The organism is Rathayibacter sp. AY1F4, assembly GCF_002931775.1.
Lineage (GTDB): Bacteria > Actinomycetota > Actinomycetes > Actinomycetales > Microbacteriaceae > Rathayibacter.
In genome coordinates, this window is sequence record NZ_PSVE01000010.1 from 127544 (window position 1) to 141440 (window position 13897).

Genomic DNA, 13897 nt, shown 5'->3' on the forward strand with positions numbered 1-13897 from the left:
GTGAGACCGGAGCGCGCGTAGCCTCGGTCCCGTGCTCCCGCCGCCTTCGCTCCCCCGCTTCGACGCGGTCGTGCTCGCCGGCGGACGCGCTTCCCGCCTCGGCGGCGCGGTCAAGCCGCTCCTCCGGTACCGCGAGTCGACGCTCCTCGGCACCGGCCTCGCAGCCGTGCGCGGAGCCGAGCGGAGGGTCGTGGCCGGACCGTCGTCGCTCGCACCGGCCGTCGACGGCGCGGAGCGCGTCCAGGAGGATCCGCCGTTCGGCGGCCCGGTCGCGGGCCTGGCCGCCGCGCTGCCCCTGCTCGACCGCCCGGGCGCTCCGGACTGGGTCGTCGTGCTCGCCGCCGATCTCGTCGCCCCCGCTCTCGCCGTGCACACGCTGCTCGAGGTCGCGTCGAACGCCGTCGAGGCCTCCCTCCTGGCCGTCGACGCGAGCGGCCGAGCCCAGCAGCTCCTCGGCGTGCACCGGCGAGCGGCCCTCGTCGAGGCGCTCGCTGCGCTCGGCGATCCCGACGGCGCCTCGGTGCGCGCCCTCCTCCGGGACCTTCCCCCACGGCTCGTGACGGTGCCCGGAGGGACGACCGACGACGTCGACGCGCCCGCCGACGCGCTCCGGCACGGGATCGACCTGCCGGGCCCGCGCGGCGCAGACTGAGCGGATGGACGACACGACCGGCCCCCGCCCCTCCGCCTCCGACGGCGCCCGCCCCACGGAGGAGGTGCTCGCCGGCTGGTGGGCCGAGCTGTGCTCCGCGCTCGGCCTCGGCGAGGTCCCGGTGGACCCGGACGCCCTGCTCGCCCTCGCCGGTCGCGCGGCGCACGGAGTGGTCCGGCCGGCGGCTCCGCTGACCACGTTCCTCGCGGGCTACGCGGCGGGCCTGGCCGGGGGCGGCCGGGACGCGCTCGACACGGCGCTCGCGGCCTCGCACCGGGCGGTGGACGAGCGTCCGCACGCCTCCTGAGACGCTACTCCACCGGCCTCGATCCGGCACCAGGCCGACGCCGTACGGTTCCCTCGAGTCCCGGCGCCGCGACTCGGACCGAGAGCGGCGCAGGACTCCCGCGGCCGACTGCGCCGCGGTCGTCCATCTGAAGGAGCCCCGCATGTCAGGCAACAGAGCCGTCGCCTACAAGTCCCCCGGAGTCGTCGAGGTCATCGACATCGACTACCCCACCTTCGAGCTGAAGGACGGACCCGGCGTCAATCCGGCGAACATCGGGCGGAAGCTGCCGCACGGCGCCATCCTCCGCACCGTCTCCACCAACATCTGCGGCTCGGACCAGCACATGGTCCGCGGCCGCACCACCGCTCCGTCGGACCTCGTGCTCGGTCACGAGATCACCGGCGAGGTCGTGGAGGTCGGCCCGGACGTCGAGTTCGTCAAGGTCGGCGACATCGTGTCCGTGCCGTTCAACATCGCCTGCGGCCGCTGCCGCAACTGCAAGGAGCGCAAGACCGGCATCTGCCTGAACGTGAATCCGGACCGCCCGGGCAGCGCGTACGGCTACGTCGACATGGGCGGCTGGGTCGGCGGGCAGGCCGAGTACGTGATGGTCCCCTACGCCGACTGGAACCTCCTGGTGTTCCCGGACCGCGATCAGGCGCTCGAGAAGATCCTCGATCTGACGATGCTCTCGGACATCTTCCCGACGGGCTTCCACGGCGCGGTGACCGCCGGGGTCGGCGTCGGCTCCACGGTCTACGTCGCAGGAGCGGGACCGGTCGGACTCGCCGCGGCGGTCGGAGCGCAGCTGCTCGGAGCGGCCGTCGTGATCGTCGCGGACCTCAACGAGGAGCGTCTGGCGCAGGCGCGCTCCTTCGGCTGCGAGACGGTCGACGTCTCGAAGGGCGATCCGGCCGGCCAGATCGAGCAGATCCTCGGCGTGCCCGAGGTCGACTGCGGAGTGGACGCCGTCGGCTTCGAGGCGCACGGCAACGGCGCCGACTCGGGGAAGGAGGCGCCGGCGACGGTGCTGAACTCGCTGATGTCGATCACCGCGGCGGGCGGCGCCCTCGGCATCCCGGGCCTCTACGTCACAGGCGACCCGGGCGGAGTCGACGAGGCGGCCCAGGAGGGCTCGCTGTCGATCCGGCTCGGGCTCGGCTGGGCGAAGTCGCTGTCCTTCACCACGGGCCAGTGCCCGGTCATGAAGTACAACCGGCAGCTGATGATGGCGATCCTGCACGACCGGGTCCACATCGCCGACGCGGTCCAGGCCACCGCGATCAGCCTGGACGACGCTCCCCGCGGCTACGCCGACTTCGACAAGGGCGCCGCGAAGAAGTTCGTGCTGAACCCGAACGGCTACCTGGGATGACCGACGGGGCGGGTCCTGCCCAGGGCCCGCCCCGAGCCCCGGGAGAATGGACGGGATGAGCGCGCACGGGCACGAGGCGACCGACTGGGACGAGGCCAGGCGGATCGTCGGCGAAGCGGTGGCGCGCTCCGGCGTCTCGAGCGTCCCCCTCCTCGACGCCCGCGGAGCCGTCCTCGACCGCGCCGTCGCCGCCGCCCGGCCGCTCCCTCACTACGACTCCTCGGCCATGGACGGCTGGGCCGTGCGCGGACCCGGGCCCTGGCCGCTCGAGGACGGCACCGCCGCTCCGATCGTCACCGGAGCCGCCGTCCCCGACTGGAGCGATGCGGTGCTGCCGTCCGAGCAGGGCGCGGTCCGCGACGACCTGCTCACGGCGCGGGCGCCCCTCCCGCCCGGCCGCCACGTCCGGCGCGCGGGCGACGAGGCCGCCCGCGGAGCCGTGCTGGTCGGCGCCGGGACCCGCCTCACTCCCGCGCACCTCGCCCTGCTCGCGGTCGCCGGGATCGACGCGCTCGACGTCCGCCCGCCCGCCGCGGTCGACCTGCTCCTCACGGGGGACGAGGTCGACACCGAGGGGATGCCGCCCGCGGGACGGGTGCGCGATGCGTTCACGCCGCTGCTGCCCGCGCTGGTCGAGCTCTCGGGCGGAGCCGTGGGAGAGGTCGTGCGCCGCGGCGACGACGAGGAGGCGATCGCACGGACGCTGCTGGCGGGCACGGCGCCGATCCTCCTCACGACGGGCGGGACCGGGCGCTCCCGGGTGGACGCGGTCCGTCGCGCCCTCGATGCGGTGGGCGCGCGCGTCCTCGTCGACGGCGTCGGCATGCGCCCCGGCCACCCGACCATGGCTGCGCTGCTGCCGGGAGGGACGCTGGTGATCGCGCTGCCGGGCAACCCGCTCGCCGCCCTGCTCGCGGCGGTCTCCTTCCTGCCGCCGGCCCTCGACGCGGCGTCGGGCGCCGCTGCCCGGCCCCTCGGCCGGGGCGTCCTCGCCGAGCCGCTCGGGCGCGCGGGGACCACGGTGCTCGTGCCCGTCTCCTCCGGCGAGGACGGCTGGCGGGCCTCCGCCGGCATCCGCTCGCACATGCTCACCGGTCTCGCCGCCTCGGAGGCCGTGGCCGTCGTGCCCGCACCGGGAGCGGCAGCGGGCGACTCCGTGCGCCTGCTGCCGCTGCCCTGGTGAGGCCTACGCCGCCGGTTCGAGGCGGATCACGACCGACTTCGAGGTCGGCGTGTTGCTGATCTTCGCGGTCGAGTCCAGCGGCACGAGGACGTTCGTCTCGGGGTAGTAGGCGGCCGCGCAGCCGCGGGGCGTGTCGTACGCCACGACGCGGAACGCCTCCGCCCGCCGCTCGACGCCGTCGGGCCACTCCGAGACCAGGTCGACCATCGCGCCGACCGCGAAGCCCAGCTCGGCGACGTCGTCGGCGTGGACGAACACCACCCGGCGGCCGTCGTGGATCCCGCGGTAGCGGTCGTCCTTGCCGTAGATCGTGGTGTTGAACTGGTCGTGCGAGCGCAGCGTCTGCAGCAGCAGCCTGCCCTCCGGCACCCGCGGGTACTCGAGCGGATTCGCGGTGAAGCGGGCCAGGCCGGAGGGGGTGTCGAAGCGGCGCGCGTCGCGCGGCGGGTGCGGGAGGACGAAGCCGCCGGGCACGTCGATCCGGGCCTCGAAGCCGTCGAAACCGGGGACGACGTTGGCGATGTGCGAGCGGATGCGGCGGTAGTCGTCGCGCAGTCCCGCCCAGTCGACCCGCGGGACGTTCTCGCGGCCCTCGAGCAGCCGCTCCGCGATCCCCGTGAGGATCGCCACCTCCGAGCGCAGGCCCGGGCTCGGAGGGCGCAGGCGGCCCCGGGAGGCGTGCACGGCGCTCATCGAGTCCTCGACCGTGACCCGCTGCTCGCCCGAGCGCTGCACGTCGGAGTCGGTGCGGCCGAGGGTGGGCAGGATCAGCGCGCGCTGGCCGGTGACCACGTGCGAGCGGTTGAGCTTGGTCGAGACGTGGACGGTGAGGGCGAGCGAGCGCATCGCCGCCTCCGTCACTCCGCTGTCGGGCGTCGCCCGGGCGAAGTTGCCGCCGAGCCCCATGAACACGCGGGCCTTCCCGTCGCGCATCGCCCGGATCGCGGCGACCGTGTCCGTCCCGTGCACGCGCGGGGAGGAGAAGGAGAACTCGCGGTCGAGCGCGTCGTGGAAGGAGTCCGGCATCCGCTCGAAGATGCCCATCGTGCGGTCGCCCTGCACGTTCGAGTGGCCGCGCACCGGGCAGACGCCCGCGCCGGGCTTCCCGATGTTGCCCGTGAGCAGGAGGACGTTGACGACGTCCTTGAGCGTCGCGACCGAGTGCGCGTGCTGCGTGAGGCCCATCGCCCAGCAGACGACGGTGCCCTCGGACGCCGCGATCAGCTCGGCGACGGTGCGGATGCGCGTCTCGTCGATCCCGCTCGCCCGCTCGATCTCGTGCCACTGGACCTGCCGCAGCCCGTGGAGGTACTCGGCGAGGCCGCCGGTGCTCTCGCGGATGAAGGCGTGGTCGAAGACGTCGCCGCGCGCCTCCTCCGCCTCGAGCAGCGCCTTGCCCAGACCCTGGAACAGGGCCTGGTCGCCGCCCAGCCGGACCTGGAGGAAGTGGTCGGCGAGGGCCGTGCCGTCGCCCAGGGTGCCGCGGACGGTCTGCGGGTTCTGGAAGCGGAGCAGCCCCGCCTCCGGCAGCGGATTCACGGCCACGATGGTGCCGCCGGCGCGCTTGGCGCGCTCCAGCGCGGTCAGCATCCGCGGGTGGTTCGTTCCGGGGTTCTGGCCGGCGACGATGATCAGCGGAGCCCGCTCCACGTCGCGCAGGCTCACCGAGCCTTTGCCGATCCCGATCGTCTCGGTGAGGGCGGATCCGCTGGACTCGTGGCACATGTTCGAGCAGTCGGGCAGGTTGTTCGTGCCGAAGCCGCGGACCATCAGCTGGTAGACGAAGGCCGACTCGTTCGAGGTCCGGCCGGACGTGTAGAAGATCGCCTCGTCGGGGCTCGCGCAGGCGCGCAGCTCCTCGGCCACGAGGTCGAGCGCCTCGTCCCAGCCCACGGGCCGGTAGTGCGTCGCGCCCTCCTCGAGCAGCATCGGCTCCGTGAGCCGGCCCTGCTGGCCGAGCGCGAAGTCGTCCCACTCCTCCAGCTCCGCGACGGGGTGCGCGGCGAAGAAGGCCGAGGTGACGGTGCGGAGCGTGGCCTCCTCGGCGACCGCCTTCGCTCCGTTCTCGCAGAACTCGGCGACGTGGCGCTTGTCGCCCTCCGGCCAGGCGCAGCCCGGGCAGTCGAAGCCGGTCTTCTGGTTCACCCGCAGGAGCGTCTCGGCGCTGCGCGCCGGGCCCATCTGCTTGAGCGAGATCTCGAGGGCGTGGGCGACGCCGGGGATCCCGACGGCGCGTCTCTTCGGCGATCGGACGGAGAGGCGGCTCTCGTCGATCGGACTCTCGCGGGGCTCGGCGTCATCGACCATTCCTGCATCGTACGTCCGCACCCCGGCATCGCTCCCGGTTCCCGGTGGGAGGATGACCTCCACCGCCTGAGGAGACCCATGAGCCGCAGTGTCGCCCGCACCCGCCTGACCGCCGTCCGCGCCGACGATCCGCCCCGCCGTCGCGAGGACGTCCTGGCCGTCGAGGAGCCGCTCGAGATCCGCGTCGGCGGACGTCGCTTCAGCGTGACCATGCGCACGCCCGGCGACGACTTCGACCTGGTCGCGGGATTCCTGGTGTCCGAGGGGGTGCTCACCGAGTCGGAGCAGCTGGCGGCGATGCGCTACTGCGCGAGCGGCTCCGGTCCGGGCGAGAACACGTACAACGTGGTCGACGCGAGCGTCCGCGGCGGGCGGGAGGCCGTGCTGCTCGAGCGCGAGCGGTCGGTCTACACGACGAGCTCGTGCGGAGTGTGCGGGCTCGCGTCGCTCGAAGCGGTCGCCACCGACTCGGCGTGGAGCGTCGCGGAGGACGACCTGCGGGTCGAGCGGGAGCTGCTGGTCTCGCTCCCCGATCGGCTCCGCGAGGCGCAGGCGGTGTTCGAGCGGACGGGCGGCGTCCACGCGGCCGGGCTGTTCGACACGGACGGCTCGCTGCTGGTGCTCCGGGAGGACGTCGGGCGGCACAACGCCGTGGACAAGGTGGTCGGCTGGGGGCTCCGGGAGGGGCGGCTGCCGTTGCGGGGGACGCTGCTGCAGGTGTCGGGGCGCGCCTCGTTCGAGCTGGTGCAGAAGGCCGTGATGGCCGGCATCCCCCTGCTCGCCGCTGTCGGTGCCCCGTCGTCGCTTGCGGTGGACCTGGCTCGCGACTCCGGCCTCACCCTGATCGGCTTCAGCCGCGGCTCCGGCTTCAACCTCTACGCGGGCGACGCGCGCCTGCTGCCCTGAGCCGGGCTCCTCAGCCGGCTCCTGCGGATGGAGCAGCCCGCACAGCGGCCGCATCGAGATCTCCTCCCTCGCGCTCGGTGGGACTCGATACGCCGCGTCCCGCGGCTACTCGACCAGCAGGAGGGCCCGAGTATTCGGCAGAGGGCCGCGACCCGGAATCGCGTGCGAGCGATTCAGGGCAGCCCGACGCTTCACGCTCCGCGGAACGCAATCCCTGAGGGGCCGACCGCGGTCGTGCAGCGGGTCACCGCTGCACGACGAGTGAGCACCGCCGCGTGCGAGCGATTCAGGGCAGCCCGACAGGATCCGCTCCACGGGAGCCACCACCCCCGGAAGCCGACCGCGAGTGATGTCGCGGCTCCGCCGCTACACGACCGACAAGGACTGCCGAGCGATCTCCAGCTCCTCGTTCGTGGGGATGACGAGGACGGCGACGCGGGAGTCGTCGGTGGAGATGCGGCGGGCGCCGCGGTCGGAGGACGTGTTGCGCTCGGGGGCGAGCTCGATGCCCAGGCCCTCGAGGCCGCGGAGGGCGCCGGCGCGGACGGCGGCGACGTTCTCGCCGACTCCGGCCGTGAACACCACGGCGTCGACGCGGCCCAGCTGGGCGTAGAAGGCGCCGATGTAGTGGCGGAGGCGGTGGTAGTAGACCTCGAGTCCGGCGCGGGCCCGCTCGTCGCCGGCCTCGGCCGCCTCCTGGACGTCGCGCATGTCGCCGCGACCCGTGAGGCCGAGGAGCCCGCTGCGGCGGTTGAGGAGGGTGTCGAGCTCGTCGATCGAGAGGCCCGCCTTGCGGGCGAGGTGGAAGACGACGGCCGGGTCGAGGTCGCCGGAGCGGGTGCCCATCACCAGGCCCTCGAGCGGGGTCATGCCCATCGAGGTCTCGACGGAGACGCCGCCGTCGACGGCGCAGGCGGACGCTCCATTGCCCAGGTGCAGGACGATCGTCTTCAGGTCGGAGCGGCGGCGGCCGAGGTAGGCGGCGGCGGCCTCCGAGACGAACTTGTGCGAGGTGCCGTGGAAGCCGTAGCGGCGGACGCGGTGCTTCTCGGCGAGCTCGGCGGGCAGCGCGTAGGTCGACGCCTCGGCCGGGATCGTGTGGTGGAAGGCGGTGTCGAAGACGGCGACGTGCGGGACGTCCGGGAAGGCGTTCTGCGCCGCCTCGATGCCCTCGAGGTTGGCGGGGTTGTGCAGCGGGGCGAGGTCGGCGAGGTCCTCGATGTTGATCTTGACCAGGTCGGTGACCACGGTGGGCTCGAAGAAGCGCTTGCCGCCGTGCACGACGCGGTGGCCCACGGCGACGGGAGGGAACTCGTCGAGGCTCGGGCCGTGCTCGCCGAACGCGCGGATCATCGCGTCGAAGCCGGCGGTGTGGTCGGGGATCGGCCCCTCGATCTCGAACGACTCCCCGTCGCGGGTGTGCTTCGTGCGGCCGGTGTCCTCGCCGATCCGCTCGACGAGGCCGCTGGCGAGCGTCTCCTCGGTGGTCATCTCGATGAGCTGGTACTTGAACGACGACGATCCGCTGTTGACGACGAGGACGACGGACATGAGGGGACTCCTGGGGTGATCGGGGTCGGAGGGGCGGCGGCGGGGTCGCCGCTAGCGCACCACGGGGATGGCGGAGGTGGGCGGGACGATGGCCTGGGTGGCGGCCTGGATGGCCGTGATCGCGACGGTGTTGACGATGTCCTGCACGAGCGCGCCGCGCGAGAGGTCGTTGACCGGCTTGCGCAGACCCTGGAGGACCGGTCCGATGGCGACGGCGCCGGCCGAGCGCTGCACGGCCTTGTAGGTGTTGTTGCCCGTGTTGAGGTCGGGGAAGATGAACACCGTCGCGCGCCCGGCGACCTGGGAGCCGGGCATCTTCGAGGCCGCGACCGCCGCGTCGGCCGCCGCGTCGTACTGGATCGGGCCCTCGACGAGCAGGTCGGGCCGGCGCTCGCGCACCAGAGCCGTCGCCGCGCGGACCTTCTCGACGTCGGCGCCGGCTCCGCTCTCGCCCGTGGAGTAGGAGAGCATCGCGATGCGGGGGTCGATCCCGAACTGCTGGGCGGTCTCGGCGGACGAGATCGCGATGTCGGCGAGCTGCGCCTCGGTGGGGTCGGGGTTCACCGCGCAGTCGCCGTAGACCAGCACGCGGTCGGCGAGCGCCATCAGGAACACGCTCGAGACGACGGAGACGCCCGGGCTCGTCTTGATGATCTCGAAGCCGGGGCGGATGGTGTGCGCCGTCGTGTGCGCGGCTCCCGAGACCATCCCGTCGGCCAGGCCGAGCTGCACCATCATCGTGCCGAAGTAGGAGACGTCCGTGACGGTGTCGTAGGCGTGGTCGTAGGTGATGCCCTTGTGCGCGCGGATGCGGGCGTACTCCTCGGCGAAGCGCGCGCGGTGCTCGGGGTCGAGGGTGCTCAGCACGCGCGCGCCGTCGAGGTCGAGGCCGAGGCCCGCCGCACGGGCGCGGATCTCGGCCTCCTCGCCGAGGATCGTCAGCCGGGCGATGCCGCGCTTGAGCACGGTCGCGGCGGCACGGAGGATCCGGTCGTCGCCGCCCTCGGGCAGGACGATGTGGCGGTCGGCGATGCGCGCGCGCTCGATCAGCCCGTACTCGAACATCAGCGGCGTGACCACCTCGGACCGGCCGACGTCGAGGAGGGTGAGCAGCTCGACCGCGTCGACCGCCTCCTGGAAGAGGGCGAGGGAGGTGTCGCGCTTGCGCGGGGAGTCGGCCGCCAGGCGGCCGCGGGCCGCGGTGACGCGGACGGCGGTGTCGTAGGTGCCGAGCTCGGTCATCACGATCGGCACGCGGCTGTCGACGCCCTCGATCAGCCGGACGATCGGCTCCGGCAGCTCGAAGCCGCCGTTGAGGATGATGCCGGTGACGGTGGGGAACGTGCCGGAGACGTACGCCATGATCACGGCGAGGACGACCTCGGGCCGGTCGCCGGGGACGATCACGACGCCGCCCTCGGTGAGCCGCGGCAGGACGTTCACCATCGACATGCCGGCGATCACCACGCCGAGCGCCTCGCGGCCGAGCAGCTCCGGATCGCCCGCGACGACGACGCCGTCGACCGCCTCGACCAGGCGGGACAGGCTCGGAGCGACGAGGAACGGATCCTCGCGGATCGCCCAGACCGGGACGGTGGCGGGGATGCTCTCGCGGATCGCGGCGACGGCGTCGGCGGCGGTGTCGGGATCGGCGCGGTTCGCGATCACTCCGATGAGGCTCGCGCGGGCCGTGCGCAGCTCGACCGAGGCGAGCTCCGTGATCTGGCGCATCTCCTCCGGCGTGCGCGCGGGAGCCTGGCCCAGCTGCTCGCTGCGGGACGAGTCCCGGCCGGTGAGGACGAGCAGGACCGGGGCACCGAGGTTGGCGGCGATGCGGGCGTTGTAGCCGAGCTCGGTGGGGCTGCCGACGTCCGTGTAGTCGGAGCCGAGGATGACGACGGCGTCGCACCGGGCCTCGACGCCCTTGTACCGCTCGACGATCCGCGAGAGCGCCGCCTCGCCGTCGGCGTGGACGTCCTCGTAGGTGACGCCGATGCAGTCCTCGTAGGCGAGGCCCGAGTCGGAGTGGCCGAGCAGCATCTCGAGCACGTAGTCCGGCTCGGAGGTGGAGCGGGCGATCGGGCGGAAGACGCCGACCCGCTGCACCTGGCTGCTGAGCGCATCGAGGACGCCGAGGGCGACCGTGGACTTGCCCGAATGACCTTCGGCGGACGAGATGTAGATGCTCTGAACCATCGGATCCAGCCTACCGAGGGGGTCCCTCCGCCTGGCTGAGCAGAGGCCAGGGATGGGAGGGCGTGCAGACCGCGCGGGCTGTGGAGGAGCATCCTCGAGCGGTGCGGGCCGGCAGTGCGGTGGCGCGGACGCCCGGGCGGCGGAGCGGGCGGCCCCGTCGGACCGGCGGCCCTGCGGACGAGCGGCCCGTGAAAGGAACTGCTCGTTAACGGAGGAAGACCCCCCGCGCACCCGCCAGAGCCCGGTTACCCTTGCTGCGTTTCCGCCCTGGGGGAGTTGGCCTGGATGGCGCCACGCGGGGAGCCGGGTGACAGTCTAACCGACGACGGCGGCCGAGGAGAGCGGGGCGTGTCGGTGTCGTGGTCAGCGGGAGCCTCCGACACCGGCTAGTATCGATGAGTCGCGGCTCAGGTCGTGCCAGGAGGATTCGCCTAGTGGCCTATGGCGCACGCTTGGAAAGCGTGTTGGGTGAAAGCCCTCGGGGGTTCGAATCCCCCATCCTCCGCGAACGGTGCCCGTTGCTCTCGCCAGCACGGGCACCGTTTTGTTTAACCGGTGCGGCCGATCGTCGAGGCCCGGCCGACCGGTGCAGGCATCCATCGGAGCGGCGCGCTCACGCAGCGCCGGGCTCGCGCCGCCGGCGCACACGCAGCCGTAGCCGACGACGTCGCGCCGAGCAGGCGCCGCCGATCGACGGGCGCGCGCCGGGCGCGCGGGATCAGCCGTAGAGGTGGTTCGTCCGCGCGCAGGAGTCGGAGCAGAACGCGCCTCGGCGGGCGACGAGCGGGGCCGAGCAGGCGGCGCAGACGGGGTGGAAGAAGAGTGCGGCTATGGATCGCGACATGGTCCGACCGTAGGTGCCGGTCCCGGATCGTGCCCGTCGCCATCCGTATTACGACAACGCGGACGACAGGACGGCGGTACGGACCCTCCGGCGACGCCGACCGTCAGTCGGCGATGCGCTCGAGCCATTCGTCGAGCAGGAGCCGCTCCCCCGCGCTGAGGGGCTCGATCTGCGGCAGCGCCGTCCGCAGGGCGACGGCGTGCGCGACGACCGCACGGGCGGCGGGATCGGTGGGGCCCGCCTCCGCCGTGGTGATCGCCGCGAGGACGGACTCGCGCGAGCGGGACGAGAGCTCGTCGTCGGGGTCGGCGAGGGCGGTCAGCGTGAGGGTGCAGCCGAGCGCGGCCGACTGGAGCAGGCGGGAGGCGCGCTCGACGTCGACGGTGAGGCGGCCCGCTTCGGCGACCGCGCGGACCGCGTCGAGGAGGACGCCGCGGGACAGGCGGGCCGCTTCCGACTCCTCCCCCGGCCGCGCGGTGAACATCAGCGCGTAGAGGTGCGGTTCGGCGAGTCCGAAGGCGACGTGGTGGTCCCAGGCGGCACGGAGCGCGTCGACCGGGTCGGCCGGCGCCTCGCTCCGCTCGAAGTCGGCGAGGGCCGTGGCGAATCCGGCTGCCGCGGCCGAGTCGAGCAGCCCGCGCAGGTCGCCGAACGTCCGGTAGATCGTGGGGGCCTGCACCCCCGCCGCCGCGCTGATCGCCCGCGTCGACACCGCGTCGCGCCCGCCGTCCGCCAGCAGCTCGACCGTCGCCCGGAGGATCCGCTCCCGCGTCGTCCCGCTCTCACTCATGCTACCGACGCTAACATGCTCCCGTTAGCGCCTCGTCTCCCCGAGCGGCCCGGGTCGCGTCAGCGCCGTCGGGCGGTCCCGAAGATCCCGCGGACCACCTCGCGCAGCAGCGTCCTGCCGGCGCTCGAGCCCAGCACCTCCTCGACGACCGTCTTGTCGCGGCGGGTGGTGCGGGTCCCGCGGGAGGTCGGTGCCGTGCGCCGTCGGGAGCGCTCGGCGGCCTGGTCGGCGGCGCGCTCGGCGGCGGCCCGCTCCTTCGCGCGGCGGGCGGCGTCCGCGGTCTCCTCCTTGGCGCGACGCGCGTCCTCCTTCGCGCGGCGGGCGTCGTCGGCGGCCTGCTGCTCGGCGGCGGCGCGGGCCTCCTCGGCGTCGGCGGCGGCGTCGAGCCGGCGGGTGAGGATCTCGCGGGCGGAGTCGCGGTCGAGGGGCGTGCCGTAGCGCGCGAGGAGCGGGGACCTCTGGACGCTCGCCTCGCGGTCGGCCTCGGGGGTGGGCTTCATCGAGCCGAGCGGGGCGCGGAGGCGCGTCCAGGCGACCGGAGTCGGGGCGCCGCGCTCGTTCATGACCGTCACGATCGCCTCGCCGATGGGGAGCGCCTGGAGGACCTCGCCGAGGTCGTAGTCGCTCTCGGGGTAGGTCGAGACGGTGGCGCGGAGGGCCTTCGCGTCGTCCGGCGTGTGCGCGCGGAGCTGGTGCTGCACGCGGGAGCCCAGCTGGGCGAGGACGTCGCCGGGCACGTCCTTCGGGGTCTGCGTGACGAAGACGATGCCGACGCCCTTGGATCGGATGAGGCGCACGGTCTGGGTGATCGCGGCGAGGAAGTCCTTCGACGCGTCGCGGAAGAGCAGGTGCGCCTCGTCGAAGAAGAAGACGAGCTTCGGCTTGTCGAGGTCGCCGACCTCGGGCAGGTCGTTGAAGAGGTCGGCGAGGAGCCACATCAGGAAGGTGGAGAACAGAGCCGGTCGGTCGGCGACTCCGGGGACCTCGAGGAGGCTGACGACGCCGCGCCCGTCGGCGGCGAGGCGGAGGAACTCGGCCGTGTCGATCTCGGGCTCGCCGAAGAACACGTCGGCGCCCTGGTCGGCGAACGCGATCAGCTCGCGGAGGATCACGCCGGCGGTCGCCTTCGACAGCCCGCCGAGCTCGGCGAGCTCCGCCTTGCCCTCGTCGCCGACGAGGTAGGTGAGCACGGCGCGGAGATCGGACAGGTCGACGAGCGGGAGACCGGCGCTCTCGGCGTAGTGGAAGACGAGGCCGAGGCTCGACTCCTGCGTGTGGTTGAGGCCGAGCACCTTCGCGAGCAGCAGCGCGCCGAATCCCGTCACGGTGGCGCGGACGGGGACGCCGGTGCCGATGCCGCCGAGCGCGAAGTACTCGGCGGGGGCCGCCTCCGCCCGCCAGTCCTGGCCGATGCCGCGGGTGCGGGCGAGCAGCGCGTCGGTCGCGGTGCCCGGAGTGGCGAGGCCGGAGAGGTCGCCCTTGATGTCCGCGGCGAAGACGGGGACGCCGTGGGCCGAGAGCTGCTCGGCGAGGACCTGCAGCGTCTTCGTCTTGCCGGTGCCGGTCGCGCCGACGACGAGGCCGTGCCGGTTGAGCATGCCGAGCGGGATGCGGACGGGCACGTCGATCCGCGCGTCGCCGTTGACGAGGGCGCCGAGCTCGAGGGCCGGGCCGGTGAACGCGTACCCGGCGCGCACGGCGTCGACGGCGCTCTCGGGGTAGTGGAAGACGAGGCCGAGGCTCGACTCCTGCGTGTGGTTGAGGCCGAGCACCTTCGCGAGCAGCAGCGCGCCGAATCCCGTCA

The 13897-nt window shown here is 73.5% G+C and carries 11 protein-coding genes, 1 tRNA gene and 1 other RNA gene; 6 read left to right on the plus strand and 7 right to left on the minus strand.

Translation table 11 applies throughout. From position 1 onward, the window contains the following. Positions 1 to 31: 31 nt before the first annotated feature. The 4 genes from C5C59_RS08455 to C5C59_RS08470 all read left to right on the plus strand — a co-directional run bounded on the left by C5C59_RS08455 (position 32) and on the right by C5C59_RS08470 (position 3499). A complete protein-coding gene (locus C5C59_RS08455) occupies positions 32 to 652 on the plus strand; it encodes a molybdenum cofactor guanylyltransferase (protein WP_104239552.1) in 621 nt (206 codons plus the stop codon). Between the two features lie 4 nt (positions 653 to 656). Then, on the plus strand, positions 657 to 959 hold the full coding sequence (locus C5C59_RS08460; protein WP_219812496.1) for a DUF6457 domain-containing protein: 303 nt from the start codon (positions 657 to 659) through the stop codon (positions 957 to 959). Between the two features lie 142 nt (positions 960 to 1101). Next, positions 1102 to 2316: a formaldehyde dehydrogenase, glutathione-independent gene (gene fdhA / locus C5C59_RS08465; RefSeq protein WP_104225123.1), complete on the plus strand. Its 1215-nt coding sequence runs from the start codon at positions 1102 to 1104 to the stop codon at positions 2314 to 2316. A 55-nt stretch (positions 2317 to 2371) separates the two neighbouring features. After that, positions 2372 to 3499 (plus strand): molybdopterin molybdotransferase MoeA, encoded by a 1128-nt coding sequence (locus tag C5C59_RS08470; RefSeq protein WP_181134860.1) that lies wholly within the window; start codon positions 2372 to 2374, stop codon positions 3497 to 3499. Positions 3500 to 3502: 3 nt separating this feature from the next. Here the strand turns inward: C5C59_RS08470 and C5C59_RS08475 are convergent, their stop codons facing one another. After that, positions 3503 to 5806 (minus strand): FdhF/YdeP family oxidoreductase, encoded by a 2304-nt coding sequence (locus tag C5C59_RS08475; RefSeq protein ID WP_104239550.1) that lies wholly within the window; start codon positions 5804 to 5806, stop codon positions 3503 to 3505. A 78-nt stretch (positions 5807 to 5884) separates the two neighbouring features. Here C5C59_RS08475 and fdhD point away from each other — a divergent pair, with 78 nt between their 5' ends. Then, positions 5885 to 6712, plus strand: coding sequence for a formate dehydrogenase accessory sulfurtransferase FdhD (gene fdhD / locus C5C59_RS08480; protein WP_104239549.1), 828 nt, complete (start codon positions 5885 to 5887; stop codon positions 6710 to 6712). A 366-nt stretch (positions 6713 to 7078) separates the two neighbouring features. Here the strand turns inward: fdhD and C5C59_RS08485 are convergent, their stop codons facing one another. From C5C59_RS08485 to ffs, 3 genes are all read right to left on the minus strand, one after another. After that, complete coding sequence (locus tag C5C59_RS08485) at positions 7079 to 8263, minus strand: acetate/propionate family kinase (protein WP_104239548.1); 1185 nt, start codon at positions 8261 to 8263, stop codon at positions 7079 to 7081. 51 nt (positions 8264 to 8314) lie between these two features. Beyond that, positions 8315 to 10459, minus strand: a complete 2145-nt coding sequence (gene pta / locus C5C59_RS08490) for a phosphate acetyltransferase (RefSeq protein ID WP_104251257.1) — start codon at positions 10457 to 10459, stop codon at positions 8315 to 8317. 211 nt (positions 10460 to 10670) lie between these two features. Beyond that, positions 10671 to 10767: signal recognition particle sRNA small type (ffs, locus tag C5C59_RS08495), an RNA gene on the minus strand. 112 nt (positions 10768 to 10879) lie between these two features. On the opposite strand from ffs, the gene C5C59_RS08500 reads away from it, so the two are divergent. Next, a tRNA-Ser gene (locus C5C59_RS08500) sits at positions 10880 to 10964 on the plus strand. 213 nt (positions 10965 to 11177) lie between these two features. Here C5C59_RS08500 and C5C59_RS17560 read toward each other — a convergent pair. The 3 genes from C5C59_RS17560 to C5C59_RS08510 form a co-directional block, all read right to left on the minus strand. Next, the gene (locus C5C59_RS17560) at positions 11178 to 11303 is read right to left on the minus strand and encodes a hypothetical protein (protein ID WP_258062666.1); all 126 of its coding nucleotides are present in this window, start codon (positions 11301 to 11303) and stop codon (positions 11178 to 11180) included. A gap of 103 nt (positions 11304 to 11406) precedes the next feature. Beyond that, complete coding sequence (locus tag C5C59_RS08505) at positions 11407 to 12093, minus strand: TetR/AcrR family transcriptional regulator (RefSeq protein WP_104227474.1); 687 nt, start codon at positions 12091 to 12093, stop codon at positions 11407 to 11409. 59 nt (positions 12094 to 12152) lie between these two features. Further along, a complete protein-coding gene (locus C5C59_RS08510; RefSeq protein WP_104239659.1) occupies positions 12153 to 13790 on the minus strand; it encodes a helicase HerA-like domain-containing protein in 1638 nt (545 codons plus the stop codon). Positions 13791 to 13897 lie beyond the last annotated feature (107 nt).

Excerpts from the sequence above, each read along its gene's own strand:
- C5C59_RS08460 (WP_219812496.1), top strand. The coding sequence starts at position 657 with ATGGACGACACGACCGGCCCCCGCCCCTCCGCCTCCGACGGCGCCCGC.
- fdhA (WP_104225123.1), top strand. The coding sequence starts at position 1,102 with ATGTCAGGCAACAGAGCCGTCGCCTACAAGTCCCCCGGAGTCGTCGAG.
- C5C59_RS08470 (WP_181134860.1), top strand. The coding sequence starts at position 2,372 with ATGAGCGCGCACGGGCACGAGGCGACCGACTGGGACGAGGCCAGGCGG.
- C5C59_RS08475 (WP_104239550.1), bottom strand. The coding sequence starts at position 5,806 with ATGGTCGATGACGCCGAGCCCCGCGAGAGTCCGATCGACGAGAGCCGC.
- fdhD (WP_104239549.1), top strand. The coding sequence starts at position 5,885 with ATGAGCCGCAGTGTCGCCCGCACCCGCCTGACCGCCGTCCGCGCCGAC.
- C5C59_RS08485 (WP_104239548.1), bottom strand. The coding sequence starts at position 8,263 with ATGTCCGTCGTCCTCGTCGTCAACAGCGGATCGTCGTCGTTCAAGTAC.
- pta (WP_104251257.1), bottom strand. The coding sequence starts at position 10,459 with ATGGTTCAGAGCATCTACATCTCGTCCGCCGAAGGTCATTCGGGCAAG.
- C5C59_RS17560 (WP_258062666.1), bottom strand. The coding sequence starts at position 11,303 with ATGTCGCGATCCATAGCCGCACTCTTCTTCCACCCCGTCTGCGCCGCC.
- C5C59_RS08505 (WP_104227474.1), bottom strand. The coding sequence starts at position 12,093 with ATGAGTGAGAGCGGGACGACGCGGGAGCGGATCCTCCGGGCGACGGTC.